Genomic DNA, 26,675 nt, shown 5'->3' on the forward strand with positions numbered 1-26,675 from the left:
GTCCAAATTTTTAATGGCATTACGCATAAAGTTAAACTTTTGTGGTTTTAAAATTCTTCTTTTGCTTACACTCTTTAGCTGTTCCACAAAGAAGAATTATAATGACTGGGTTGATATAGACCAAAACAACTGCAGCAGCTATAGCCAACGAGGTAAAGGTTATACAGATGATGAGATATCGCCTTTAATAAAGGGCAAAGTGAGAATGTGTCATAATAATGAAAATGTTCCTTCTGCTAGAGTTTTCTTTCTTAGTTCAGAGAGTGATACAATTGGTACAGCCATCACAGATAAAAATGGAGAATTTTCGCTAACGATCCCATCCGAGGGATTGCTCCATGGAAAAATTATTGTAGATACATTTGGAACAGGGATGACTATCGAGCATGTTTACATTGCGCCAAATTTTAAAATCTACGCCTTAGACATAAAATTACCAAGGCAGCCTATGTATATTAATGAAATAGGTTCAAAAAAGGATCAGAAAAAATTGAGGAAAGAAGTTGAAAAAGCAAATGAAAAATATAGATAGGTGCTATAATTTGATCTGGGCTATTAAAATTTCTGTCTTTTTTTGGGCCTTTTGTTTCTCATCCTGTTTTGTCATCATACCCAAAACAGAAAACAATAACGTATCGGGCGGGTACGAAACTTCTAGCTATTTAGACGAGAACGATTCGCAAGACTCGGTAACGATTTCAGGCATTATCACTGAAGCTAAGACAAAAAGAAAGGTACCCAATGCCGAGATACGATTTTTAGACTCGGAAGGAAATACGCTCAAAAAAGTATCTTCAGACGCAGATGGATCATTCAGTACAAATCTGGCAAAACTCACAAAATTTGGAAGTATCGAAATTGATGGAAATAGTGCTGGTTTTCTTACGGTAGCAAACATAGACTTTGGTATTTTTGTCAATAATACCAGAATAAAAGCGAGACTATTCAAGTACGATTATTCTGCAACGGAGTTAGAATTTTACAAGAAAGAAGATCGAGACCAGCTAAAGCGAGAGATAGAAGAAATGAAAAAACAAAAGAGGTAACAGCATCGTACCACAAAGTGTATTAATTATAGAAATGTGGAGTCGAAAGGACTTCACATTTTTTATTTGTCCATTTTTGTCATTTCGATATTCAGAGACGTATACTTCAGCGTATCTAAAATTCGATAGGCCTTATGATCAGAACCAAATTTCATACATTGGCTATCTTCCCGCCTAAGCTGAAGAAAACGAGTTTCAAAAACTGAAGCTGTGATCTCGTTGCTTAAAAAACCGCGTATAAGATCAAGGTATTTCTGGAAATTGGTACCTTCCGTATTTTTTGAACTCATCGACATAACAATTATTAAAACTGTGATTGTATAAACTATCCACTAAAATAATCCCAATAGGCTTGTTTGGAGAGATTACAAATCCTTCTCAAGCTCATACGTCAACTGATCCAAGACATTCCAGATTCCTATTTTAGACCACAAATCTATCCACATTATTTACTCAGAATATCTTCTAACAAATTCAACTTGATCAATTACTGGATATACTTGAACAAGCTGACCCCTCAAAATTGAATTAGAATTAGGGATGCGTAGTGCGTTTAAAGCTGTTATTCAACTGCCATACTGGCTGATGTTGACCCCCTAATTTATTTTTTCAGTTCATTGCGCTGGAGCATGCTGACCCCTTAGCAAGTAGTTTTTGTTACTTAGTGATCAAACAATTCGGATCACTGATGGCTGGAAAACCAAAACGAATGAGTCAGATAAAGCAATTAATCAGATTGTACCAGAGCGGTAGCGGGATAAAAACAATCGCCCGCATCCTTGGTATGAGCAAGAATACGGTGAAGTCCTATCTCAAAAAGATGGCCGACGGCGGTTTCAATACGGAAGAACTTCTTAAACAGGAGGACCCCCTGTTGGAAAAGTCGTTCTACGCAGGGAATCCTGCTTACAAGGCAGACAAGTTTGAGTACCTAAAAAGCCGTCTTGACTATTATGAAAAAGAACTTAAGCGTACCGGAGTTACCAAGCTGCTGCTCTGGCAGGAATATATAGAAAGTGATCCCACCGGTTATAGCTATCCACAGTTCAACTATCATTTAAGGCAACAGCTTGTCTCGCGCAAGGGCAGCATGGTGCTTGAACATACCGCCGGCGATAAATTATATATTGACTTTTCCGGAAAAAAGCTCCATTATATTGACAGGTCCACTGGGGAGCTGGTCGCCTGTGAAGTATTTGTGGCCTGCCTGCCCTTTTCAGACTATGCGTTTGCAATCGCTGTACCATCTCAGCAGACCCCTGACTTTTTTTATGCACTGAGCAGCTGCCTGGAGTCTCTTGGCGGTGTACCAAAGGCCATTGTCCCCGACAATCTCAAAGCAGCGGTCATCAAGGCCGATAAATATGAGCCGGTCCTGAACCAGTCCATGGAAGACTTTGCCAATCACTACGGCACAGCTGTGGTTCCAGCACGTGCAGGCCGCCCAAAAGACAAATCATTGGTAGAAAATCAGGTAAAAATGATCTATACCCGTGTTTTTGCACCACTGAGAAACAGGCAGTTCTTTGATATCCATACGCTCAATGAAGCCATAAAGGTCTGTATGTTAAAGCACAACCAGACCCGGATGCAGCAAAAGCCATACTGCCGGGAAGAGCGGTTCTTAAGTTCCGAAAAATCAACATTGGGCGAACTTCCCAAAGAACGCTTCGAGCTGAAGAGCTACGCTGAACTCAAAGTTGGAGATAACGGACATATCTACCTGCAGCGCAATAAACACTATTACAGCGTACCCTTCGCTTATATCGGAACAAAGGTAAAGATCATTTACACACGCAATATGCTCTGGATCTATTGTCGGGGCAAACAGATTGCCTCGCACATACGCAGTTACAGGGAAAATGCGTACACCACTCTGGCGACACATTTAAAGTCCGAACATCAGGCGTATAAGAACCGCTCGCATGAAACGTACCTGACAAGGGCAAAAGCACACTCTGCGGAGTTCGCCAGACTTCTGGAGATACTCTTTGAGCGGGCGCATTATCCCGAGCAGTTATTCCGTACCTGTGACGGACTGTTCAGGCTAAAACGGGACTTCCCGGCAGAACAGTTTGACAAAGCATGTAGTTACGTACTAAAAAATAAGCTATATACCTACTACTACTTTAGGAATGTACTTGAAAATGAAACAGCAAACAGTCAGCAGGAAACTTCCGTAAAAAGCTCCCTGCCAGAGCATGCCAATATCAGGGGAAGAGGGTATTATGAAGGCAGCCAGCCGACACTGTTTGATCAGTCAAACGATGGATCCGCAATACAGTGATGAATAGAATAGAATAAAATAAACAAATAATAAAATAAGATGAATATTGAAACACAGATGAGAGCGTTGCGCTTACATGGTATGGAGCGTAACTGGAAAGCATTGAATGAAACCCGCCGCAGTACAGAACTCACCCTTTCCGAAGGACTGTCCCTATTGCTGCAGGCAGAATCAGATGAACGGGATGAAAAAAGGTTTGAGCGTCTCAAACAGAATGCCGGGTTCCGCTATCAGGCTTCCATAGAGGAAATAAACATGGTCGCTACCAGAGGTTTGGACAAGGGATTGATCACTACGCTGGCTACCGGCGAGTACATCAAAAAAGGAGATCCGATACTCATCAGCGGTGCTACGGGCTGTGGGAAGAGCTTCCTCTCTTCAGCATTGGGCCATCATGCCTGCGCACAGGGGTATAAAGTCCTGTACTTTAACCTGCAAAAACTACTTCTAAAGACTAAAATGGCCCGCCTTGAAGGTACACTGCACAAGCTGATGGACAGGATATCAAAAGCAGACCTACTTATTGTCGATGACTTCGGCCTGGTAAATCTAGACCAGCAGCAAAGGCTGGATCTGATGGAAATAATTGAAGATAGACACGCTAAGGCCTCGACAATAATTGCCAGTCAGTTACCTGTGGCCAGCTGGTATGATGTAATCGGTGAAGATACAATTGCAGACGCAATACTCGATAGACTGATCCATGGATCTTACAGAATCGAACTTAAAGGCGAAAGTCTAAGAAAAAAGAAGTAATATTGTCAGGTCATCAGTTGGACTGAAAAAAGCCTTGTTAGAGGGGTCAGTATGTCCAGCGGAGGGGTCAACTTCAACATTATATCCACAATTACATCAATCATTTCCGAATTCCATTTTTTGGAATAGGGTAATAATATGAATTTATCTTTCGACAAAAATTCAATCAAATGTAAAGACTTGTTACGACCACTTGATATGGATAGAATAGAATCCTGCTTAATTCGGTACCTAAACGGGACTATACGATTATAAGGTAAATACGCTATTACACCAGAATCTTCTCTAAATGTAATCGAAATAGAAATATCATCTGTTTTTCCACACCATTGCCCAATTAGTCTTATATCCTTGGTATTTCGATCAGTTCCTAAAGAACAAAACAAAACACCGAATAAAAATACTGAAACGATAATTTGCGATTTATATTTTGCCATACTTAGTTTGTTTTGTAAGTTTTTGTTACTTCTTCTCTTTTTTCTACAATCACATTAATCTTAGTTTCTGTCCCTGCTTCAATATTTGCGGTTGCTCTATTGGATATATCTTCTGCAAAATTCTCGATTTCTTCTCCTCCCAGACAACTGCATAACACCCTTTAGATCCAACTCTTGAAAGAACTGGTGAACTTGCTGGATTTTTAAAAAATCCTCCAACGTGAATTGAAACACCTTTAGCTACTTCCTTTTTTTTATTCGCACCGGGCATCGCTACAGCATCTAGCCCTGTTCCGTCTTTACCTTTTCGCAAAGCTACTGTTGCTAAGCCTGTTCCCCTCGGATAATCATTGTCAACAACTCCTTCGAAAGTTGAAGTACCATTTTTCGGTTCAAAAGCAGCATTGTTGGCATTAAAAACTTGTATCAACTGGCGCCGCCGCCGTAACGTCTTTGTTGAGCACTACCCTTACATTGCCCAGATGGTCCGTCAAATGGTAGTAATAGCTATATGTACCCCAACTGTTCAACAGAAAACCATCCTCCGTGGCAATATGCTCGATCACAGAACTTGCCACACACACCTGTCCTGGCGTATTCGATCCCACTTATATAGTCCTGTTCGGTAGTAATGCTTCCAACCGTAGACTCTCGCTTCAATTTGCCGCCTGCTGCATCATAGGTATAGCCAATATGTTTGGTGCTCCCGATTCAGGGATTCCTAACGCTAGATTTTGTCAGAATAAAGGGGAGTAGGTCAAGATAATAAACTATACAATTATTTGAAAAACAGAAAAATATACATATATTTATTAGAAATATTAACCTAAAAATAAATATAATTATGAAAAATCTAATGCTATTTTTATTTGTAGTCACGGGATTGCTATTAGCGTCTTGTAAAGATTCAATTAAGTTTGAAGAAATCCCCATTCCGACTTCGCCCGAAGTAAAAATAAAAGATGTGCTCGCCCTTTCTCCTCAAGCGCAGAAAGTTTTTATTTCCGGTATTACGGATAAAAATGAAATCATCTCACTATTCAAACAAAAGTTCAGTAAAATAATTGAAGAAAAAATTACTTTTAAGACAGATGCTGAAATTAAACAAATAGCTGTACTCAAAGATTTTTTAGATTCTGAAACTGTAAATCAGATCTCTACACATGAGCGAGAATTTGACAATTTCATTGCTAAATGGTATTTAGAAACCTCTAATCAGTTCAAATGGAATAATAACATTTATAAATTCCTTTTGTATTCTCTAGAAACGGATCTTGAAAAGTATTTAGCTCAGCAATCCGTATCATCGTTGGCTAATGTTGCTGCTGGGTTTGACTGTGAATGTTACACTGGTGGACAAGGAATCGTTATAAAAGACTGTGCAGGTCCCGAAGCTAAATGCAAAAGCAAAAACAGCTGCGCTAATAATCAGACTGGCTGTGGGTCTTTTTGGTTAAGACCCTGTGATGGTGCGTGTGAAATAGAGAGAACTAATCCTCCTAATCCTCCTCAGTAGATAATAGATTATTTGGAATGAAAACTCTAACAAAATAATGGCTTATGAGCAAAGCGGGTAAAATTTTATCCTATGTAATACATTGTATTTATGTAATGGTTCTACCAATGTTTATACTTAGGAGCGGATATTTTCAGGCCGATGCCAGATTTAAATACTTACCAATTTTTTCTTTGTTTCTACTCGGTTTATTTTTAATAAACCGAGTAATGCCTATTAAAAAAAACAAAATACTAATAGTATTACCAATTTTATTTTTAACAGTTTTAGGACTTTATGTGAATTCTGATGGCCTAGTACCGTTTGTTTTTCCGGTTATAACAATTCTTTTTTTTCTTGCATTCGCTATCCTTATAATCCTTCCAAAAAAAAGGATGATCATGATATTGGTCAGCTCCTTTATCATTTTATTCTATTCCTTTGGAATTTACCCAAAATTGATCGTCCGAAAAGAAATTGTTGAAACTTCATTAAGCTTGAATAGTATTACGTTACACCCTTTTGTTTCCGTCCAAAAAGATTCTGTAAACATTCATTTTGAGCGTCCTGTGCTAATGGACTTTATGTTTACTTCCTGTGGCCCATGTCTCAAAAAATTAACATATTTACAGGCAATCAAAAACCTTGATCTGTCTATTTATGTTATCGTTAACGGGAAAATAGATTCATACACAGCCTTCCAGAACTATTACACAATCCATAACCAAGCTTTGCAAGGAATTAATTTTCTATACGATCCAGATGGAAGATTCACCGAACAATTCAATATCGATAGCTATCCTACGGAAATACTTATACGAAATAGAGAATTGATTGCAAGGGAAAAAGGTATACCCGATGGAGCACTCAAAGAGTATGCTGAGTTAAGGAAACAATTAATGATAGATTGACAAGTGGTAGACTTTAACATCTTGCATTAAACCGATAACAATAATCAACCTCTTAGTCTCATTTCCGTCTTTTGGAAAGGCCTACTTTTAATAAGGAGGAAGCTAGCATCCAAAGGTATACGTGTTCATATGAAAATGCTCCGTTTATCAATAATAAAATACAAGACCATCTCTTTTTGCAGTGATTTCCTTTAATTGACCATTGCGGTCAGGGTAATGATTTTATCCTAGAAAGAATAAATGGAAAATGGAAAGTGATAAAACGCGACTATACCTGTATAGCTTGAAAAGATAACATTCATTGACTTGCTCTCCAATTTTATCCGCCAAAAGCTGATTGTATATCAGGATACTGAACAGTATAAATTGATGAAGTATTTTATGAATAACCATGAACGGATATTGTCCGAATTGGAATTCGATTATCGGTGAGCCCCCTGCCCCATAAAGCTTGGTCACTTTACTGATTCTTACACGGTGTTTTGTAGAGCTATTAAGATTGAATAACTTAGATGCTTCACTTTGGTATAAAAGGAAAATTGTTAAAATAAAACGCTAGTATTGCATCTGTCTAAAAAGACACCTCGAAATAATATATGATTTTGTTAAGAAAACTTCATTTAGTCGCTAAAGATCTAATAATAACAATATTGGATTACATCCATAAAATTTTGTTTCATTTTATACCAATCAAAACATTTAGGTATGCAAGTTGTGGTGGCGGAGTGGCTGCCCTAAACATCATCATTTATTTCATATCGTATAATTTTATTTTTAGAAAGAAAATTATACAATTTACTGAAACATTAGCGGTAACTCCGCATATTGCTGCTTTTATAGTAGCTTTCCTGATTACCTTTCCATTGGGATTTTATCTGAATATGTATGTTGTCTCTAGTCAACAAGCAAATCGTAAAAGGAGGATACATTTGTTCAGATATTTTCTCGTTGTATTGCTATGTATTGTCTTAAATTATATCTGTATCAAATTCTTTGTTGAAAAACTTCATTTCTATCCGACTCCTTCCGCGTTACTTACGACGGTAGTAGTTTCTGTTTTCAGCTATGTATTGCAACAGGTTTTTTCATTTAGAAAAAAAATATAGTCAATTAAATATCAGGTTAGCATTATAAAACAGCATTGCCAAGATGAGCGATAAAATACATCAGATTTTTCTCGCTTAATATAAACGGGTCGAACAATATGATAGTAGAAAAGACAATGGTATTAAACAAAAAGGTTCGCGTTTGGAGTGTTAAGCTTCTTCTTTTGCTCACACTCTTTAGCTGTTCCACTAAGAAGAATTATAACGACTGGGTTGATATAGACCAAAACAACTGCAGCAGTTATAGCCAACGCGGTAAAGGTTATACAGATGATGAGATATCGCCTTTAATAAAAGGCAAAGTGAGCATGTGCCATAATCATGAAAATATTGCTTCTGCTAGCGTTTTTTTTCTTAGTTCAGAAAGTGATACGATCGGTACAGCCGTAACCGATAAAAATGGAGAATTTTCGCTAAGGGTCCCATCCGAGGGATTGCTCCATGGAAAAATTATTGTAGATACATTTGGAACGGGAATGACTATCGAGCATGTTTACATTGCACCAAATTTTAAAACCTACTTCTTAGACATAAAATTACCAAGGCAGCCCATGTATATTAATGAAATAGGTTCAAAAAAGGACCAAAAAAAGTTAAGGAAAGAAGTTGAAAAAGCAAATAGAAAATAGATATAGGTATTGTAATTTGATCTGGGCTATTAAAATTTCTGTCTTTTTTCGGATCTTTTGTTTCTCATCCTGCGCTATCATCAGACCCAAAACAGAAAACAATAACGTATTGGGCGGGTACGAAGCTTCTAGCTATTTAGTCGTTCCTTAACAAAACCCACTATTTAATTTATTTTTAAAAACAGGATTAGAAAACAGCATAATTTGTATCTTATAAAATAAGAAAATAATTTTCTGTTTCAGTAGTTCCATCATTTTCTTCATGTTCCAAGCGGTTGCAGCTAGTAATGCATTGATTTGTGGTCCCGTTTCTCCCATGAAATAATTTTTTGCCAGCCTAAAATCGGTTTTTAAATGTCCGATGATAGGTTCTATTGCCGCTCTGGTTCTAAATTTTTTGCGCTTTGTCTGCTTTTGATAAGCAGTGTCTTTTTTTCTTGGAGTGCTTGGGATGGAGATTTTCACGCCCTTTATTTCTGATTTTCCTCTGCCACCTCTATCGTAAACGAGTTCTTTTGGGAGCTTTTGACCACCGGTTTCCATCTGTTCCAAAAGTGGTTCTATGGTGTGACCATCGTAAGGAGTTTGCAAAAATGCTTTAATCCCGAGAATGATTTTCTTGCCTTTGTTGGCGGTGGTTATCAAACCTACCTTATTCCCAAATTCATACTGGCTATGCGCTTTTCCTTTGGCAATACATCGGGTAAAAGGCTTGTGAATGCTGTAAATTTTATCGGCATCGTTTCTTTTTTGTGTGACAACCTTGGTGTACAATGTCATTAAATCTTTATAAAATTCTTGCTGTTCTGCATTAAAATTCCGTTGCAATTCACGAATCAGTCTCATGGCGATGGTTTTGAGCTGTCTTTGAGATTTCCTTGCCGCTTTTGCCCGCTTGGGATGTTTTCCGTTGTAGGTGTTGCGCACCATTTGTTTGCTGACTTTTGTGTAGCGTTGTCTTTGTTTTATGCCTTCATTTCCGGCTATTTTGTTGCAATAATCAATCACTTTTTTGCACAATTTTGCATCGGTAGGAAAAGAGGTATTATTCTCCTGAACGGTAGTATCGGACAAAACAAAATTTGAGGTGTTCGTCTTGGCATCGTGCATTCTTACGCTGTAGGCAAAGATTTTTTCGATACCTTTTTCGCCAATTCTTTTTCGGAAATGAACAAAACGCCTCCAAGATGTTCCAGACATTTTCCCAGCGCATATAGAAAGTCGTCGGTGTGCTGGGTGGGAACGGCCATGGCGAAGGTATAATTGGAGTATGGGAGGACGGCAACCAGCACCTGTACCTTGATGATCTCCCCACTGTCGCGGTCAATATAACCCGGCGTATCGCCCACAAAGTCAACCTGTAATCGGTGTGCCGGGTCGTGCTGGAAGACCGCGCTGCCCCTGCGGGCTACCGATAATTGGTTCAGATGGTGACAGAACTGCGAATAACCGTAGCCATCAGGGTGCTCCGCACGGTACTCTTCCCAGAGCAGTTTGCGGGTAACGTGTTTGCGGCCGAGTTCTTTTTCCAGATATGGTATAAGAGGCTTGAAGTCTTCGAAACGGTCCTGTAGGTAGGCGGGGGATCCTGCCGTAAAAAGCCTCTCCAGAACAGGTTCTTCCATATCCAGCAGTTCTCCGACAGGGCGGCTGATGACCTGTAACTTCTGGACATAACGGTTCACCGTACCCTTATAAAGACCGATCTGCTCGGCAATCTTACGGTTGGACAGCCCCTGGAGATGTAAACGGAGTAATTGTTTTATCGTGCTCATTCTTTTTGTTTTTCCTGCCATATGCCTTTTCTTGATGGAATTGGCAATTAAACAAAAAGCACAGAAAATAATAGGGTCCAACTGGGTGCATATCCTCCGGAATCGCTGTTTATGTAGATCAAAACAACGGTTATCGTGCCTTTTCTGGGTGCACATGCTCCGGAATCGTCCCGGATCTATACCCCGATCCACCTGCTGGGTGCATATCCTCCGGAATCACGACGGAGCAGCTCCGAATTTCTCCCTAAACAGCTCCCTTTACGCTGTTTTTGGGTGCATAAATGCCGGAATGGCAGAGATATCAGCTCCTTTTCAGCCTGGATTAACAGCCGGATATTGGGTGCATATCCTCCGGATTATGCACTATACAAATAATCATATTCCTCCTTTATTTCAGAAATTTTTGAGTTGGAATTGGATGTTCTATTTATCTAATTTATCAACGCCAAATATTTATTTTTTACATCTTCATCAGTTCTAAATTCTATTATATGATCCCATGAGGTATCAGAACTTGGAGTGGGAATATCATTTAATATAAATTGAATTATCTGTGTTTTCCTTTCATTCGACCTTAAAGTATCAATAGTGCGAAGCAATGGGTAATATTCCGAAAATTCATTAAGTTTTCTCAAATGTAATGTGTCCAATCTAATAGATATATCATGAGTAAGGAAAAAATGATGAAAGTATTCTCGCTTCATTTCTTCTAATTCCTCCTGAGTTGGATTTGATATTTTTGAAGACTTATCTAGTCTCTCCTTCCTAAATAATTCCTCTAATTTCTTTGTCAACTCCAATATTTCCTCATCTTGTTGATCGAACTTTTCTTTAAAATATGGATATACTTCAACTACATTATTATCCTTTAAAAATTCCCATACTGCTTTCTCATGAGGTAGAAGTATGGAGAAATGGTGCAAAATTAATACCTACTTTCTGGTACGAGGACTAAAACTTTGAGATTTAAAAGTCAATCTAATAGTCTCCTGGCAATAATAAAAAAAGTACTCAGAAAAATGCTTTTAAATGGTCTAGGATCAATTGGTTCGGTTACCTCCCTTCGATAATAAAACAATTGCCATGAAATCCAAATTCATGGCAGTTTTTATTAACACACGGTATTAAGTGGATAATACCTGAAAAATCAAATCAGTTCAAATCCCTCCTGCTCCCTAACCAGTTTTCCTCAAACACTAAATATCTCTGAAACAAAAGGATAATCTTTTATAATAAGGATGCAGTAAAATCCTCTTAATCAAAATATTAATATCAGATCATTTTAGGTTCGATTTTTTTTCAGAATCTTTTGTGTCTTTATAAGATTGTTCAAAAAGTTATTTAGAGCATGTTTACGGTGTTTTATTAAGGTTAGATTTCTCCTTTGGATTTTGATGTTGACCTTCTTTAAATATTCAATAATTCTTTATCTAAGATATAATATTCAAGCTTCTTTATCATCCTAAATCTAAAATCCTGCTAATTAATCAAATTTATTTTTTCACTTTCCAAAAAGCCTCAGATCCCGGTTTCCTTTCATCTGTTGCTCTTACAACGAGTGTGTCTCCGGCGTTTAATTCCCCAAATACTTCAATTCCATTTTCGGTACTCATTCCCTGGCGTACATCAACCCATTCCGCTTTTCCGTTCTTAAGGGCTATCACAAACCTGCGCTCCTGGTTAGTGGCAATAGCGCTCGGCATGATAACCAAGGAAGCCGAGTTCCGCTGAAGATTAAGCTTCACATAGGCGAAGCTGCCTGCTTTCAGGTCATTATTTGAATTGTTGAATCTATATTCCCAGATTTCCGTACGATTTTTAGGATCAATTGCACCACTTTTTCTTGCTAACTGAGCAGAAAAGCGCTTATCAGGATTACTTTCAACCCTGAAATCAACATCCTTCCCTTTCGTTTCTGCTGAAATATAGGTTTCAGGAACTGCAACTCTTAACCTTAACGTACTTGTGTTCTGGATGGTAAATATTGGAGAACTTTGTCCGACCAGAGCGCCTCTATCCGCATTTCTCGCAGTAACTACACCATTGAAAGGAGCTGTTATAACCAGATAGCCGGCTACTTCTTTATAAGACTGGGCAAGACTTTTTGCGCTTTGATAAGCAGCGCTATCTGTCAGCTTTTGGTTCCTGCTTTTCTCCAGATCAACAGGTGCAACAATACCTGATGTTTTTGCTTGCGAGGCCCTGTATAATCTTTCGTAAACGTCCTTGCTGGACTGGTATTTGGACTGAGCTGAGGATAGTGCAGCGTTATACTCCGCAAATTTGGTCCTTAGCTCCGGCGCGTCAATTACTGCAAGCACCTGCCCTTTGCTGACCTTATCTCCAATATCCACCCTGATTTCTTTGATATATCCTTCAACCTTTGGTGTTAGGTTTGCTGTTTCGTAAGGCAACAATTCCGCAGGAAGTTCAATAGACTTGTTTACCTCCGAACCTGACAAGATAAAAACAGGTACAGTATCTGTCAATTGAGTAGTAGCTGCGTTTTGTGGTGATTTTTTTTCTGTACATGCAGAAAAGCACAGTACAACTATTGATAATTTGAATATTAGTTTTGTCATTTCTTTAAGTCTACAGTTTAACTATTTTGAGAATTTACTATTGGAGTCATCTGGGTCCAGCGAGAGATGGTTGTATTTTTTATAACCAACCATCGTTTGGTATACTGATGGCAAAAAGAATAAAACACAAATGGTTGAAGTGATTAATCCGCCTATTACTGCAATCCCTAAAGGGGCAATCATTCCATCACCTGTAGCCATAGGAATCATACCGGCAATCATTGCTAATGTTGTCATTACTATTGGGCGTAAACGGTTCTGGGCCGAATGCAAGTGTGAATTTTCATTGTTCCCCTCTTTTCTCAGCACTTCAGCATTGGTTACAAATAAAACAGCATTTGCAATGGCTACGCCTACTGCCATAATAGTTCCCATATAAGATTGTATGTTCATCGATTGCCCGGTAATCAATAGCATCAGCAAAGAGCCTGATATTACGGCCGGAATAACTGAAAGCATTACAAATCCGATCCTGAAAGATTGAAAGAATACCGCCATTAACAAAAATACTACAACTATGGCCACGAATAATCCAAATTCAAGACCATTAAGGGTTTGACTTAACAATTCAGGTTGCCCCCTCACCAATATTTTAGCACCTTTCTGAAGATCCTTCCTTAATTCTGCAGCAATATTTTCTGTTTGCTTAAATGCAGCTCCCAAATCTTTATGATGGACATTGGCTGTAACTGTAATGTAGCGCTGCTGATTTAAACGATCGTATTCGCCTGGCATGGCAATTTTTTTCCAGGAAGCTACCTCATTCAAAAGATGGGTATTGCCATTTCCTCCGCCAACCGGTATCATCTCAATTTGAGAGGTAGCGTTCATTTTGTATTCCGGATATTGAACTTGGACGATATAGGCTGTACCCGTTGATTTATCGAGCCAGTAACCAGGTGACATAAACCGGGTGCTCGACGTTGCCGCTACTACTGAACGGGTAATCTGTTCAGATGTTAAATTAAGCTGCCCGGCTTTGATCCGGTCCACGTCAATTTTTATCGTTGGATAGTCAAGCGGTGTTGCAATCTGAACATCGCGCATATAGGGCAACGCTGAAAGTGCTGCAACGATATTTTTAGCTGTCGCCTTGCCCTGGTCCAGGTTTTTGTTTACTACAGCAATTTCAATTGGATTGGTTGTACCCATATTCAAGACCTGGCTTGCGATGTCTCCAGGCTCAAAGGAGATGACAGCTTTAGGCAATTCCTTTTTTACTGCAGCGCGCAGTTCTTCCTTAAAGTCATCAATTCCAATTGAGCCCTTGTTCAGTTTTATCTTGGTCACACTTTCATGCGGTCCTCCAGTCCAAAGATAGATGTAGTTTACGGGAAAGCTTGAAGGCTGTGTTCCGACAAAAGCAGAAGTAATTTCAATATTATCCTTTCCAGCTATCTTTTCAGATAAGGCCAATAATTTTTGGGTAGCATCCTCGGTACGCTCCAACCTGGTACCTACCGGTAAACGGAGCCTGATCTGTGTCTGCCCAGAATCCACAGCCGGAAACAGCTCGGTGCCAATCAACATAAAAAATAGTACGACCAGCCCTATCGAAAGCGTTACAAATAGTAAGGAAACACGGCTGGTATGTTTTGACACCCAGGCTAGCTTATTCTCATACCAGGATCTGAATTTGTTGAAAATCTTGTCCGCTGAAGTTTTCTGGCTATGCCCCTTCATCATCCAATTAGCCATTACCGGCACAAAAGTTTGGGATAAGATAAAAGATGCGATCATGGCGAACGCAACAGCGAGTGACAAGGGAACAAACATAGCCCTTGGTACCCCATTCATGAAAAATGCCGGAACAAAGACTGCAAGAATGCTCAATAATATTAAAAGTTTGGGTATGGCAATTTCTTTGGAAGCATCTGCAACTGCCCGTGCCTTGCTTTTACCCATTTCTAAATGACGATGGATGTTTTCAATCGTTACTGTGGCTTCATCAACCAATATTCCAACCGATAAGGCCAATCCGCCCAAGGACATAATGTTGATGGTCTGGCCCATAAGGTACAGAACTGTAGCAGAACAAAGCAAAGCCAGAGGGATAGTAAGTACAACGATCAAAGCAGCTTTTCTGTCACCAAGAAATAGCAAGACCATAAGACCAGTCAGAACTGCGCCCAACCCTCCCTCAAAGAGCAGGTTTTTTAAGGCATTCACCACATAACCTGATTGGTCGAACTCATAGGAGACCTTGATGTCATCAGGAATTGCAGCTTGCATATCAGGTAGCGAAGCCTTAACCAGTTGAACAACATCCCATGTTGAGGCATCAGCCCTTTTTGTAACAGGTATATAAACTGATCTTTTTCCGTTGACCAAAGCATAACTAGTGGTCACGTCGGACCCAATGCTAACCGTTGCAATATCCTTTACATAAACAGACGCTCCACTACCTTTTTGCAATGGCGTATTTTCCAGGTCCTGTAAATTTTCAATAACGCTATTTTGCGGCGTCAGGTAGGTGCTGTCCCCAATGCGAACATTCCCCGCGGGAGAAATGGTATTTGAGGTCGCCAGCGTCTGCATAACCTGTTCTGGTGTCATTTGATAGTTGCGGATCTTATCCGGGTCTACGTTTACGATCACCGTTTTGTTGTTTCCTCCAAATGGCGGCGGCGCAGAAACCCCAGGCAGGGTTGAAAACATCGGCCTTACCCGGAATAGGGCCAGATCGGAGATTTCGCCCAATGTCTTTGTCGTGGAGCTGAATACCAACTGGCCAACGGGTACACTTCCAGCATCGAACCGGGTAATAAACGGAGGTACGGTACCAGGTGGCATGAACGCCCTGGAACGGTTCACATAGCCTACTACCTCAGCCATGGCCTGAGCCATATCTGTTCCTTCATTAAACTCGATTTTAATGATTGCAGCCCCTTGAATGGACTTTGAATCAACATATTTTACCCCAGTAATATAAAGAAAATGGTATTCATAATAGGAGGTAACAAAACCCTCCATCTGTTCGGGAGACAAGCCTCCATAAGGCTGTGCAACATAAACCGTTGGCAATCCGAGCTTCGGGAAGATATCTATCTTACTGTTGCGAATGGATATAAAAGAAAAAAACGCAATTGCGATTACCGCTACAAGAACCGTGATGGGATGCCTAAGCGCTGAGATAATGAGTTTCATCTATTATTGTATCTGTTGGAAAAAAAGGTCTAAATCTCCCCTAGCGATGCTGATTTCCAGCAATGAACGCTGAATAACCAATATTGCAGTTGCACTGCTTATTTCTGCTTGCTGGAGTTCGTACTGCGACTGAGCCAAACGCGCGAAATCAACCAATCCGCTTTCATAGCTGATCTTTAAGCTATTGAAGGCATCAGCTGCACTCTTGAGGCGTATATTCTGTTTATTAAAAATTGCAAGGTTGAATTTGTACTGCTGCCAGGCCATGTCGGTCTGTTTATTAAGGTCTGATTGCAGCTGTTTGACCCTGTATTCCTCCGCCTGAACCAATTGCCCATATTGCTTCTTTTTTGTGTTCAATTGATAAAATTGGAGAACAGGGAAGCTGATTTGCACCCCAGCACCCATATTAGTCCGGCTCAAATTTAGTCCGTCATTTTTGTCAATAGTTCCTGTGGCATTTATTCCCGAACCTCGGCCATATACATTGCCCCAAAAATCCAGTTTTGGCCTCCAGCTCTTCTTCACTTCATCCAACTTAGCTTCTGTCAGCTCTTTCTGTGCAGAAGCAGTTAAAAAATAGGGATGGTTTACATTACCTTCCAGAGAATCCATGAAAACCCCCATGCTTTTAAAAGTTGTATCTGTAAGTATCAAATTTCCATTTCGTTCTGCGCTTCCAACAAGACCTGCGAGCACTATCAGTTTTTGCCTGAAGCTATTCTCGTTTTGTAGTAGCTCTATTTCTGCCTGGGCTAAGGAGCTTTGCAGCTGTATGGTATCTACGCCAGGCCTCAATCCGGTTTTTGCAAGCACTAGTGCCTGCTCTAAACTACTCGAATATCTTTTGATACTTGCCCGGTTGCTCGAAATTACCTGTTTAAAAAAGACGGCTTCCAGATAAGTATTTATGGCTTCGAACTGATATCTGAACACCTGCTCGTTATACTGTGCATTAGCAAGTTTAAATTGGGCAGTTGCCTTTTCAATAGCTGATTGGCGTTGTCCAAATGAGATTGGCCTCCAGGTAAGAAGAGCCGCCGCTGCAGACCCAGGGACGAAATTATGATCGTTATTCTGGGATGGTGGTCCACTTATGGGCATGATCAGCCCAGGGTAACTCATTCCGGTGATATTGTTGAAAGTTGCGATGTTTGCCTGGTAACCGATGTTGAGATCTGGCATTAAGCTTCTTTTTTCATAATCAATCAAGGACTTTTCTGCTTCTGCATTGGCTTTGGCTGCATTTAACAGTGGCAGATTGTCCTTTACCAACACGGGTAGATCTTTAAGGGACAGTAGCTGCTGCGCATTTCCATTTAGGGAAAGCAGGATAAATAAAAATGCCATGACCAACAAATGAAGGCTTCCTGACATTCTTAAAACGTTTCTGTTCATCTAAATTTTCTGGTTAAATTTTAACCAAAAATGCACTATAATAAATTAATTACGTGGTATATTTGAAAAAACTGCGGTATTATTACTGTTCCATCCGAAAGGTTTTTGGGGTAATATTAGCGAAACGCTTAAAGTATTTAACAAAGTGGGACGAGTCATTGAAACTGAGCAGAAAACCAATTTCCGATATGGTTTTGTCAGTATATATCAGGAGCCTCTTTGCTTCACTGATAATGAATTCAGAGAGTATATCGGCAGCGGACAAATTTGCAGCTTTCCGGCATACTGCGTTAAGGTTCTGTGGAGAAGTGTTCAGTTTCGAAGCATAATACGAAACGCTGTTCTTTAACCGGGTTTCCTGACTGAGTAGCTCCCGGAAAGAATGGTAGAGATTACTTTCAGAAAGGTTCGGTACTACAGCAGAACTACCTTCCAACAAAAGCTTTCCAAGCAAAGCTTTCAAGAGTCCTTCAATAACTGGGTTAGGGTTAACTTTTTCAACCATGCTTTCTTTAGCCAATAGCTGGAACAGGACTGTGATGGTATCCGTCTCTTTCAGATGAAGCATTTCCGTCTTACTTAATTTATACAGGAGCGTTTTGATTTCCTTATCTAGACTAGTTTCCACAAATTGCCGTTTGATAATGACCACAAAACCTTCGGGCTCGGCATCTAATTCCCAATGATGGATTTGTTCCTTCCTTACGAAAAAAACAACTGGTGGAACAACCTTATGCCTTTGTGAATCGATAGTGTGAAAACCGGCTCCTTCTGAAAGGTAAATGATTTCAAAATAGTTGTTGTGTTTATGGGGATTGGTTACCCTTACTTCTTTTTTAAATGGCGCTATCTTGATTGTAGTGTAAGTGTTTATTTTATCTTTTATAGCTATTTTATTCTCCATATATACTTTTGAAATACCGATACCATTCTATTTTCAAATATACCACATTTTTAGATATTTACAGACTAAATTGGGCTTACTTAAATATAAATTAAGAATGCTATGTTTCAAAGGATTGTATACACTGACAATGCTGGCACAACAATCATCATCAGGTTAATGGTTGGTGCTGTTTTTCTATCGGAAGGAATTCAAAAGTTCTTGTTTGCTGATAAACTAGGGACAGGCCGCTTCGTAAAAATAGGTTTGCCAAATCCTGGATTCCTGGGGCCTTTTGTAGGCAGTTTTGAAATTACCTGTGGGATATTGGTTTTGCTAGGGCTATTCACAAGACTGTCAGCTATTCCGTTACTAGTTATTATGTTAGTTGCAATGGCTGCAACCAAATTGCAGCTATATCTGGACAACGGCTTTTGGTCAATGCTCCATGACAGCCGGACGGATTGGGCAATGTTATTAGGTTGTATCTTTTTAATTATTAAAGGAGGAGGAAAATGGTCACTGGACCAAAGCTTATGGAAAAAGAGAAAAGGCATTTAAAAGAACTGGCACAGTTATTTTTTAAATTAGGCTGCATTGGTTTCGGCGGGCCAGCGGTACATATTGCGCTGATGGAAGAGGAAGTTGTGAGAAAACGCAAATGGTTTTCTGCAGAACATTTCTTGGATATGGTTGGGGCAACCAATCTGATACCCGGTCCCAATTCAACTGAAATGACCATGCATATAGGCCATGAAAGAGCCGGATGGAAAGGGCTTGTTGTTGCAGGACTTTCGTTTATTCTTCCTGCGGTCCTAATTACCGGTGTTTTCGCATGGGCCTATCGGCAATATGGTAAACTGCCGGAAGTAGCCCCATTTATTTATGGGATCAAACCGGCCATTATTTCGGTAATTGTTTCCTTGATGATTGCTTTGGGCCGGAAGGCGCTGAAATCTATTGAGGTAGGGATTTTAGGCTTTATTGCAGGAGCATTGGCCTTTTATGGCATCAATGAGATATTGCTGCTCTTTAGTGCTGGTTTTACCGGAGTGTTGCTGTTTCTTTACAAGCCCCGTAATAGGCAGTCAGCTAACAGCGTTTTTCCATTAGCGTTTTTACATTTGGGCACATTTTCTTCCGATGCCTTTAATTGGAGGATATTTTGGATCTTTCTTAAAATCGGTGCTATCCTATATGGCAGCGGCTATGTCCTATTCGCCTTTCTTGATTCGGAGCTTGTTGAAACCGGGCTCTTAAGCAGGCAGGAACTAATTGATGCTATTGCTGTTGGTCAGTTTACGCCAGGCCCTGTTTTTTCATCAGCAACATTTATTGGATGGCAGCTAGCCGGTATCCCAGGAGCAATCGCGGCGACGATAGGTATATTTCTGCCTTCATTTTTGTTTGTAGCCTTACTTAACCCAATAATACGGAAACTGCGCAATTCCAAGATGATGTCTGCTTTCTTAGACGCCGTAAATATGGTTTCAGTTGTCCTTATTTTAGTTGTTTGTATCGAAACAGGCAGCGCATCAATTACAGACTGGAAAACAAGCTTGATCGCTATCTGCGGTTTTGCTGTTTGCTGGAAATTTAAAACGATCAATAGCGCATTCGTTATTTTGGGAGGCTCTTTGGCCGGATACCTTTTATCGTTTGTGTAAACTCATGACCTGATTATGATAAAATCTACTTTGTAAAGAGTAGTTTAAAAAGATTGCCACTCTGCAACGCCTCCCCCTTAAATACAGTTTTCATATCGCGATAATATATAATCATGGTATAGAGATAGTTTCAATAATTATTGGATAAAGATCGAAAAATTAAGCATCCTTATATCCCTCCTGCTCCCTACCTAGTTTTTCTGAAACTACAAAATATTCCTGAAAATAAAGTAAGCATCTTTAATTATTAGGGTGAAAGATTCAATGTTTTGAATTATTTTCTAAACATTTGTATTTATAAATTATTAATCATAATATTGCAATATTATGGGAGTAACAAGATCAGATATATTTACAGATGAACAAAATAGATTAGCTGTAATTTTAAAGGCTTTAGGCCATCCTGCTCGTATAGCCATCCTGCAACACATAATTAAGGCTAATGCTTGTATTTGCGGAGAATTGGTAGAAGAGTTAGGCCTTGCACAAGCTACGATTTCTCAACATTTAAAAGAGTTAAAAAATGTAGGGATAATTCAAGGGAACATTGAAGGTGTTAAGGTGTGTTATTGTATAGAACCAAAGACCTGGGACCTAATTCAGCGTGAACTTGGTCAATTTTTCTCTTCGTACAAAGGAATTGGATCCTGTTGTTAAAAAAATTTAATCATATATATCGCAATATTGCAATTAAACAATAAATATTCGTTATGAAACTTTCAGAAATTAAAGCGATCCTCACAAACGCAGAAAGTGTAAATTTTCAATTGCCCAATGGCAATATGGTGCCAGAACATTTCCATGTTACAGAGGTAGGTGTAATCACTAAAGACTTTATTGATTGCGGTGGAACTGTACGTCATGAAAAAGTAGCTAACTTTCAATTATGGGATGCTAACGACTATGAACACCGTTTAAAGGCTGGGAAATTACTCAGCATTATTGACCTCTCTGAAAAGGTACTGGGTATGGAAGACCTGGAAATAGAAGTTGAATACCAGTCGGAAACCATCGGAAAATATGACCTTGGTTTTGATGGAACTAATTTCCAGCTTTTATATAAACAAACTGCTTGTCTCGCTATGGATAAATGCGGTGTACCAGAAGAAAAAACTAAGATTAACCTCTCCGCATTACCTACTTCGGGAAACAGCTGTTGTACGCCGGGTGGTGGCTGTTGCTAATTTATCAGGATGAAATACCGCAATATGCTCCCCAAGGATTGGGAAGTAGTAAAACACATTTACCTGCAGGGAATAGCAACCGGAAACGCGACATTTCAAAAAGAAGCACCTGATTGGGAAGAATGGGATAAGGCTCATTTATCTTTCGGAAGAATTGTTTCGTTTGATGATACCGGAGTAATTACCGGATGGGCTGCGCTTTCTCCAATTTCTTCCCGCTGTGTCTATGCCGGCGTTGCTGAAGTAAGCGTTTATATTGCTACTGCTCATTACGGAAGGAAAATTGGTACCGGCCTGTTAGAAGCCTTAGTTGTGGAAAGTGAATACAAAGGCATCTGGACACTTCAGGCCGGTATATTTCCGGAAAATAAAAGTAGCATCCGTATCCACGAAAAGAATGGTTTCCGGGTAGTCGGATATCGAGAAAAAATCGGCCATATGGATGGCATTTGGAGAGATACATTATTATTAGAAAGAAGAAGCAAAATCATCTAAACATGAAGAAAATATTAGTACTCTGTACCGGCAACAGTTGCCGTAGCCAGATTGCAGAAGGTTATTTAAGATACTTCGCAGGGGATAAAGCTGAGGTGTATAGTGCCGGCGTAGAAACCCATGGAGTGAATCCCAAAGCCATTGCTACCATGGCAGAAGATGGAATTGATATCTCAGGTCATACATCCAACAACATTACCGAATACCAGGGTATAGACTTTGACTATGTTATTACTGTGTGCGACAATGCTAAAGAACGTTGTCCCTTCTTCCCTTCCAAAGCACAAAAGTTCCATGAGAACTTTACCGACCCGGCAAAGGCAATTGGTACGGAAGAAGAGATCAATGAAGCTTTTCGTAGCGTCAGAAATACCATTAAACAGTATGCCCAACAATTTATTACAGACCATATAACTCAATAAGATGTCCGCAAATAATTGTGCTCCTGCACACGAACGAAAAAAACTAGGTTTCCTGGACCGCTATCTTACGCTATGGATATTTCTGGCCATGGCAGCAGGTGTAGGTATCGGTTATTTTATCCCATCTTCAGCGTCCTTTATCAATTCATTTTCCAATGGCACGACCAATATACCTTTAGCCATCGGCCTGATCCTGATGATGTATCCTCCATTAGCTAAAGTTCGTTATGAGAAAATGGGTGAAGTATTTAAAAATACTAAAGTATTGGGAACCTCCCTTTTCCTGAACTGGATTGTGGGGCCTATCCTCATGTTTGTTTTAGCAATTGTTTTTATGAAGGATTATCCAGAATATATGATCGGGCTAATCCTTATTGGTCTTGCCCGATGTATTGCCATGGTCGTTGTCTGGAACGAGCTTGCTGAGGGTAATAGAGAGTATGCTGCCGGACTAATCGCGCTGAACAGTATATTCCAGGTCTTGTTATACAGTGTATACGCCTATATTTTTATTACTGTATTACCGCCATTCTTTGGCATGAAAGGACTGGAGGTGAATATTACTATTGGTGAAATAGCTAAAAGTGTGGGTATATACCTGGGTATTCCTTTTGCCGCTGGCGTCATCAGCCGTTATGTTTTGATCAAAATGAAAGGCTTAGATTGGTTCCAAAACAAATATGTCCCTTTCATTTCACCCATTACACTTATAGCTCTCTTGTTTACTATTGTGGTCATGTTCAGCCTTAAAGGGGAGTTGATCGTTGAGATCCCGATGGATGTAGTGCGGATTGCCATTCCACTAATTATCTATTTCCTGATTATGTTTGTCGTTAGCTTTTTTGCCGGAAAACGTATGGGTGCCGACTATTCCAAAAGTGCGTCGATTGCTTTTACGGCCGCGGGAAACAATTTTGAATTGGCGATTGCGGTAGCTATAGGTGTATTCGGGATAAACAGCGGACAGGCATTTGTGGGAGTAATCGGGCCACTTGTGGAAGTGCCTGCTCTTATCGCCTTAGTGAACCTTGCATTCTGGTTAAAGAAGAAATATTTTAGTCCATCAACTGTACACGAATAACTTATGGAAGTCGCATTCATAACTTCAATTGTATTGTTAATCGCCTTTGTTATTCTGGCCATGTTCGACTTTCCTGCTTCCCTGAGTTTTTCGTTCAGTGCGGAAAGTCTGTCCCTGAGCGCTGTGCTGTCAATGGGAAGGGGTGTTTCATCCCTGCCAAGCTCCGACTGGTCTTCTTTGATCTGGGATTCGATATCCGAAAGGACCGATTCTATTTTCTTCTCCAGTTTGGCTTTGTTCTTTTCCACTGATCCCTTCCATACAAACGTGTAACGACCGGCTGCCGATTCGATCTTCGTTCCGTCTATGTACTGGACCTTTAGGCTTACATAGCCCAATTCGGCAAGCAGACGGACTACATCGGCAAAAAGCGACTGGATATGGCCTTTGAGCCTCTTGCCACGGAAGTAGTTGATCGTACGGTAGTCCGGTGTGCTATGGCCCGACAACCACATGAAATAGATGTTCTCCTGAAGGGCTTTTTCAATCCGGCGACATGAATAGATATTGCTCAGGTAGGCGTAGAACAGCACTTTCACCAGCATCCGCGGATGAAAACTGCTCGTCCCGCCGCCTTTGTATTGCTCTATGATGTGCTCAATGTTCAATTTATCAACCACTTCGTTCACCAGGCGTACCGGGTGGTTCTCTGGGATCTTTGCAAAAATATCTTCCGGAAATAAACTCGGACTATTGGACGGTAATGCTTTGAATAGTATGTTTGCCATATTGTTTGGGTGCACCTAAAATTAACTGTTTTTTTAGGACAAACAAAATAAATCCCCGACACTTTTGTGTATCGGGGATTCCTTTTTTACAGTGACTTTTTAGACACCTTCTTTACTTGCTTTGAGTTGCTTAGGCACAAAGGGCGTAAAGAATGAGAAGATAACCTGGTCTAAAATTTACGTGGCTTTGGGCGTTGGCTTTGTGCTGTTCTTCCTGAACACACCATTGCTGAAGCTATCTCCGGCAACAGGCACATTCCTGTATATCCTTACTATCTCTTTAGGCTATATCGCTTTGCTGATGGCGGGGGTATGGATGAGCCGATTACTCCGTACTACCCTGATGGACGATGTTTTCAACAATGAGAACGAGAGCTTTCAGCAGGAAACCAAGCTGATGGAAAACGAGTATTCCGTTAACCTGCCACCAAATTTTACTACAAAGACAAATGGAACAACGGTTGGATAAACATTGTAAATCCGTTCAGGGCATCAATAGTTTTGGGTACTCCGGGTTCAGGCAAATCTTATGCTATCGTAAACAACTACATCAAGCAGCAGATTGAGAAAGGCTTTAGTATGTACATCTACGATTTCAAGTTCGACGACCTTTCCACCATTGCCTACAATCATTTGCTGAAGCACAGGGATAAGTACAAAGTTCAGCCGAAATTTTACGTGATAAATTTCGACGACCCACGCAAGAGCCACCGTTGCAACCCGCTCAATCCCGACTTTATGACGGATATTTCAGATGCCTACGAAGCCGCATATACCATAATGCTGAACCTTAACAGGTCGTGGATACAGAAGCAAGGGGATTTTTTCGTGGAAAGCCCAATTATCTTATTGGCTGCTATTATTTGGTATCTGAAAATCTATGAGGATGGCAAGTATTGTACATTCCCACACGCTATTGAATTACTCAATAAAAAGTATTCGGACGTATTCACGATTTTAACATCATACCCCGATTTGGAAAATTATTTGTCGCCCTTTATGGATGCGTGGCAAGGCGGAGCGCAAGACCAGTTGCAAGGACAAATAGCATCGGCAAAAATTCCGCTATCAAGAATGATCAGCCCGCAACTATACTGGGTAATGACAGGTGATGATTTTACGCTTGACATTAACAACCCGAAAGAGCCGAAGATTTTATGCGTTGGTAATAACCCCGACCGTCAAAATATTTATTCAGCAGCGTTGGGTTTGTACAATTCAAGGATTGTAAAACTGATTAATAAAAAGGGACAGCTAAAGAGTTCGGTTATCATAGATGAGTTGCCCACGATTTATTTCAGGGGACTGGACAATCTTATCGCAACGGCGAGAAGTAATAAGGTTGCGGTATGTTTGGGTTTTCAGGATTTTTCGCAGTTGACGAGGGATTACGGCGATAAGGAAAGCAAGGTAATTCAGAATACCGTTGGCAATATATTCAGTGGTCAGGTGGTTGGAGAAACGGCAAAAAGCCTATCGGAACGCTTCGGGAAAGTATTGCAGAAACGTCAGAGTATGACGATTAACCGCAATGATAAATCTACCTCTATCTCCACACAGTTAGACAGCCTTATTCCGGCTTCCAAAATATCCACGCTTACACAGGGTATGTTTGTCGGAGCCGTTTCGGATAACTTTGATGAACGTATCGAGCAAAAAATATTTCACGCTGAAATTGTGGTGGATAATGAAAAGGTAGCAGCAGAAAGCAAAGCCTATCAGCAAATACCGCAAATCCTTTCTTTTATAAATGAGCAGGGCGAGGATAAGATGAAACAGGAAATCGAAAGTAATTACAAGCAGATAAAATCAGACGTTCTAAATATTGTTGTCAGTGAAATGGAGCGCATTAAGAATGACCCGAACTTGCTGCATTTGGTACAACAAGAGTAATTCTAATCATTAGTATTTGTCATAAATAATCAATCATTGTAAATGAATTAAACGATGAGCAAAGCGTAGTTCAACTTAAATTGTAAATTTGTTTATTGCTTATGTATTAAATACTAAACGTAGTCAGTAAATAAATATGAATACAATCTTTATTAAAAATATGGTTTGCGACCGTTGCATTATGGTGGTACAAAACGAATTGGAAAAACTGGGATTAGATTCTAAAAATATAAAACTGGGCGAAGTTATTCTTTCCAAAGAAATAACATCTCTGGAAAAAGAGAATTTGTCCAAAACTTTAGAGCCATTAGGATTTGAAGTAATTGACGATAAAAAAGGCAGGATAATAGAAAAGATAAAGAACATTATCATTGACCTGGTACACCATCAGGATAGTGATGTAAAAACCAACCTTTCCGATGTATTGAGTGACAAATTGCATCACGATTACAATTACCTGTCCAATCTGTTTTCAGAGGTAGAGGGTACAACCATTGAAAAATACTTTATCGCCCAAAAGGTGGAGAAAGTCAAAGAATTGTTGGTGTATGATGAGTTGTCATTAAGTGAGATTGCGAACCGCCTAAATTATTCGAGCGTGGCATATTTGAGTAACCAGTTTAAAAAAGTTACCGGGCTAACACCAAGCCATTTCAAACAGATTAAAGAGGATAAAAGAAAACCGTTGGATAAAGTGTAAGTAAATCTTACAAATCAAATCCAAAATTTCACAACAGTACCCATAAATATAAT

The 26,675-nt window shown here is 39.8% G+C and carries 27 protein-coding genes and 2 pseudogenes; 17 read left to right on the forward strand and 12 right to left on the reverse strand.

Annotation, left to right across the window (positions count from 1 at the left end):
• Positions 1–13: 13 nt before the first annotated feature.
• Together B2O97_RS00745 and B2O97_RS00750 are read left to right on the forward strand one after the other, a co-directional pair.
• Entirely contained in the window at positions 14–532 is a 519-nt protein-coding gene (locus B2O97_RS00745) for a hypothetical protein (protein WP_286766715.1), read from the forward strand.
• On the forward strand, positions 516–1,046 hold the full coding sequence (locus B2O97_RS00750) for a carboxypeptidase-like regulatory domain-containing protein (RefSeq protein WP_286766716.1): 531 nt from the start codon (positions 516–518) through the stop codon (positions 1,044–1,046). Before B2O97_RS00745 ends, B2O97_RS00750 begins: the two co-directional genes overlap by 17 nt.
• A gap of 62 nt (positions 1,047–1,108) precedes the next feature.
• Here B2O97_RS00750 and B2O97_RS00755 read toward each other — a convergent pair whose 3' ends face one another.
• Positions 1,109–1,336: a colicin immunity domain-containing protein gene (locus tag B2O97_RS00755; protein ID WP_286766717.1), complete on the reverse strand. Its 228-nt coding sequence runs from the start codon at positions 1,334–1,336 to the stop codon at positions 1,109–1,111.
• Between the two features lie 419 nt (positions 1,337–1,755).
• Between B2O97_RS00755 and istA the strand changes: the two genes are divergently transcribed.
• Both istA and istB read left to right on the forward strand, forming a co-directional pair.
• Positions 1,756–3,333 carry an IS21 family transposase gene (istA, locus tag B2O97_RS00760; RefSeq protein WP_286766718.1) on the forward strand — a complete coding sequence of 526 codons (1,578 nt, stop codon included), beginning with the start codon at positions 1,756–1,758 and terminating at the stop codon, positions 3,331–3,333.
• 57 nt (positions 3,334–3,390) lie between these two features.
• Positions 3,391–4,089, forward strand: coding sequence for an IS21-like element helper ATPase IstB (gene istB, locus B2O97_RS00765; RefSeq protein ID WP_286726949.1), 699 nt, complete (start codon positions 3,391–3,393; stop codon positions 4,087–4,089).
• Between the two features lie 5 nt (positions 4,090–4,094).
• On the opposite strand, the gene B2O97_RS00770 is transcribed toward istB, so the two are convergent.
• Genes B2O97_RS00770 through B2O97_RS00780 form a run of 3 tightly spaced genes read right to left on the reverse strand, consistent with a single transcriptional unit; the run spans position 4,095 to position 5,134 of the window.
• On the reverse strand, positions 4,095–4,526 hold the full coding sequence (locus tag B2O97_RS00770; protein WP_286766719.1) for a hypothetical protein: 432 nt from the start codon (positions 4,524–4,526) through the stop codon (positions 4,095–4,097).
• A gap of 49 nt (positions 4,527–4,575) precedes the next feature.
• Entirely contained in the window at positions 4,576–4,956 is a 381-nt protein-coding gene (locus tag B2O97_RS00775; RefSeq protein ID WP_286766720.1) for a hypothetical protein, read from the reverse strand.
• Complete coding sequence (locus B2O97_RS00780; protein WP_286766721.1) at positions 4,940–5,134, reverse strand: hypothetical protein; 195 nt, start codon at positions 5,132–5,134, stop codon at positions 4,940–4,942. Before B2O97_RS00780 ends, B2O97_RS00775 begins: the two co-directional genes overlap by 17 nt.
• A 236-nt stretch (positions 5,135–5,370) precedes the next feature.
• On the opposite strand from B2O97_RS00780, the gene B2O97_RS00785 reads away from it, so the two are divergent.
• The 4 genes from B2O97_RS00785 (at position 5,371) to B2O97_RS00800 (ending at position 8,667) form a co-directional block, all read left to right on the forward strand.
• On the forward strand, positions 5,371–6,042 hold the full coding sequence (locus B2O97_RS00785) for a bacteriocin fulvocin C-related protein (RefSeq protein WP_286766722.1): 672 nt from the start codon (positions 5,371–5,373) through the stop codon (positions 6,040–6,042).
• Between the two features lie 44 nt (positions 6,043–6,086).
• Positions 6,087–6,932 (forward strand): TlpA family protein disulfide reductase, encoded by an 846-nt coding sequence (locus B2O97_RS00790; RefSeq protein WP_286766723.1) that lies wholly within the window; start codon positions 6,087–6,089, stop codon positions 6,930–6,932.
• Positions 6,933–7,528: 596 nt separating this feature from the next.
• Entirely contained in the window at positions 7,529–8,038 is a 510-nt protein-coding gene (locus tag B2O97_RS00795; RefSeq protein ID WP_286766724.1) for a GtrA family protein, read from the forward strand.
• Positions 8,039–8,136: 98 nt separating this feature from the next.
• Positions 8,137–8,667, forward strand: a complete 531-nt coding sequence (locus B2O97_RS00800) for a hypothetical protein (RefSeq protein ID WP_286766725.1) — start codon at positions 8,137–8,139, stop codon at positions 8,665–8,667.
• A 147-nt stretch (positions 8,668–8,814) separates the two neighbouring features.
• On the opposite strand, the gene B2O97_RS00805 is transcribed toward B2O97_RS00800, so the two are convergent.
• From B2O97_RS00805 to B2O97_RS00835, 7 genes are all read right to left on the reverse strand, one after another.
• Positions 8,815–9,675, reverse strand: coding sequence for a hypothetical protein (locus B2O97_RS00805; protein WP_286766726.1), 861 nt, complete (start codon positions 9,673–9,675; stop codon positions 8,815–8,817).
• A 104-nt stretch (positions 9,676–9,779) separates the two neighbouring features.
• Positions 9,780–10,463 (reverse strand): winged helix-turn-helix transcriptional regulator, encoded by a 684-nt coding sequence (locus tag B2O97_RS00810; protein WP_286766727.1) that lies wholly within the window; start codon positions 10,461–10,463, stop codon positions 9,780–9,782.
• A gap of 410 nt (positions 10,464–10,873) precedes the next feature.
• Positions 10,874–11,365: a hypothetical protein gene (locus tag B2O97_RS00815; RefSeq protein ID WP_286766728.1), complete on the reverse strand. Its 492-nt coding sequence runs from the start codon at positions 11,363–11,365 to the stop codon at positions 10,874–10,876.
• 570 nt (positions 11,366–11,935) lie between these two features.
• The gene (locus tag B2O97_RS00820; protein ID WP_286766729.1) at positions 11,936–13,024 is read right to left on the reverse strand and encodes an efflux RND transporter periplasmic adaptor subunit; all 1,089 of its coding nucleotides are present in this window, start codon (positions 13,022–13,024) and stop codon (positions 11,936–11,938) included.
• Positions 13,025–13,045: 21 nt separating this feature from the next.
• On the reverse strand, positions 13,046–16,171 hold the full coding sequence (locus B2O97_RS00825; protein WP_286766730.1) for an efflux RND transporter permease subunit: 3,126 nt from the start codon (positions 16,169–16,171) through the stop codon (positions 13,046–13,048).
• 3 nt (positions 16,172–16,174) lie between these two features.
• Positions 16,175–17,569: a TolC family protein gene (locus tag B2O97_RS00830; RefSeq protein WP_286766731.1), complete on the reverse strand. Its 1,395-nt coding sequence runs from the start codon at positions 17,567–17,569 to the stop codon at positions 16,175–16,177.
• Positions 17,570–17,651: 82 nt separating this feature from the next.
• The gene (locus B2O97_RS00835; protein ID WP_286766732.1) at positions 17,652–18,473 is read right to left on the reverse strand and encodes a helix-turn-helix domain-containing protein; all 822 of its coding nucleotides are present in this window, start codon (positions 18,471–18,473) and stop codon (positions 17,652–17,654) included.
• 102 nt (positions 18,474–18,575) lie between these two features.
• On the opposite strand from B2O97_RS00835, the gene B2O97_RS00840 reads away from it, so the two are divergent.
• The 7 genes from B2O97_RS00840 to arsB all read left to right on the forward strand — a co-directional run bounded on the left by B2O97_RS00840 (position 18,576) and on the right by arsB (position 23,301).
• Positions 18,576–19,013, forward strand: coding sequence for a DoxX family protein (locus tag B2O97_RS00840; RefSeq protein WP_286766733.1), 438 nt, complete (start codon positions 18,576–18,578; stop codon positions 19,011–19,013).
• Positions 18,989–20,119, forward strand: a complete 1,131-nt coding sequence (gene chrA, locus B2O97_RS00845) for a chromate efflux transporter (RefSeq protein ID WP_286766734.1) — start codon at positions 18,989–18,991, stop codon at positions 20,117–20,119. Before B2O97_RS00840 ends, chrA begins: the two co-directional genes overlap by 25 nt.
• A 327-nt stretch (positions 20,120–20,446) precedes the next feature.
• Positions 20,447–20,776 (forward strand): ArsR/SmtB family transcription factor, encoded by a 330-nt coding sequence (locus B2O97_RS00850; protein WP_286766735.1) that lies wholly within the window; start codon positions 20,447–20,449, stop codon positions 20,774–20,776.
• A gap of 53 nt (positions 20,777–20,829) precedes the next feature.
• The gene (locus tag B2O97_RS00855) at positions 20,830–21,303 is read left to right on the forward strand and encodes a DUF6428 family protein (RefSeq protein ID WP_286766736.1); all 474 of its coding nucleotides are present in this window, start codon (positions 20,830–20,832) and stop codon (positions 21,301–21,303) included.
• Positions 21,304–21,312: 9 nt separating this feature from the next.
• A complete protein-coding gene (locus B2O97_RS00860) occupies positions 21,313–21,798 on the forward strand; it encodes a GNAT family N-acetyltransferase (RefSeq protein WP_286766737.1) in 486 nt (161 codons plus the stop codon).
• A 2-nt stretch (positions 21,799–21,800) separates the two neighbouring features.
• On the forward strand, positions 21,801–22,220 hold the full coding sequence (locus tag B2O97_RS00865; protein WP_286766738.1) for an arsenate reductase ArsC: 420 nt from the start codon (positions 21,801–21,803) through the stop codon (positions 22,218–22,220).
• 1 nt (position 22,221) lies between these two features.
• Positions 22,222–23,301, forward strand: a complete 1,080-nt coding sequence (gene arsB / locus B2O97_RS00870; protein WP_286766739.1) for an ACR3 family arsenite efflux transporter — start codon at positions 22,222–22,224, stop codon at positions 23,299–23,301.
• Positions 23,302–23,345: 44 nt separating this feature from the next.
• Here arsB and B2O97_RS00875 read toward each other — a convergent pair.
• A pseudogene (locus B2O97_RS00875) lies at positions 23,346–24,029 on the reverse strand (transposase); the annotation flags it as partial.
• Positions 24,030–24,141: 112 nt separating this feature from the next.
• Between B2O97_RS00875 and mobC the strand changes: the two are divergent.
• Together mobC and B2O97_RS00885 are read left to right on the forward strand one after the other, a co-directional pair.
• Positions 24,142–25,922, forward strand: a pseudogene (mobC, locus tag B2O97_RS00880) (conjugal transfer protein MobC); the annotation flags it as partial.
• A gap of 136 nt (positions 25,923–26,058) precedes the next feature.
• The gene (locus tag B2O97_RS00885; protein WP_286710011.1) at positions 26,059–26,622 is read left to right on the forward strand and encodes a helix-turn-helix domain-containing protein; all 564 of its coding nucleotides are present in this window, start codon (positions 26,059–26,061) and stop codon (positions 26,620–26,622) included.
• The last annotated feature ends 53 nt before the right edge of the window (positions 26,623–26,675 follow it).

This window comes from Sphingobacterium sp. UBA865 (assembly GCF_002295765.1).
GTDB classification, from domain to species: Bacteria; Bacteroidota; Bacteroidia; order Sphingobacteriales; family Sphingobacteriaceae; genus Sphingobacterium; species Sphingobacterium multivorum.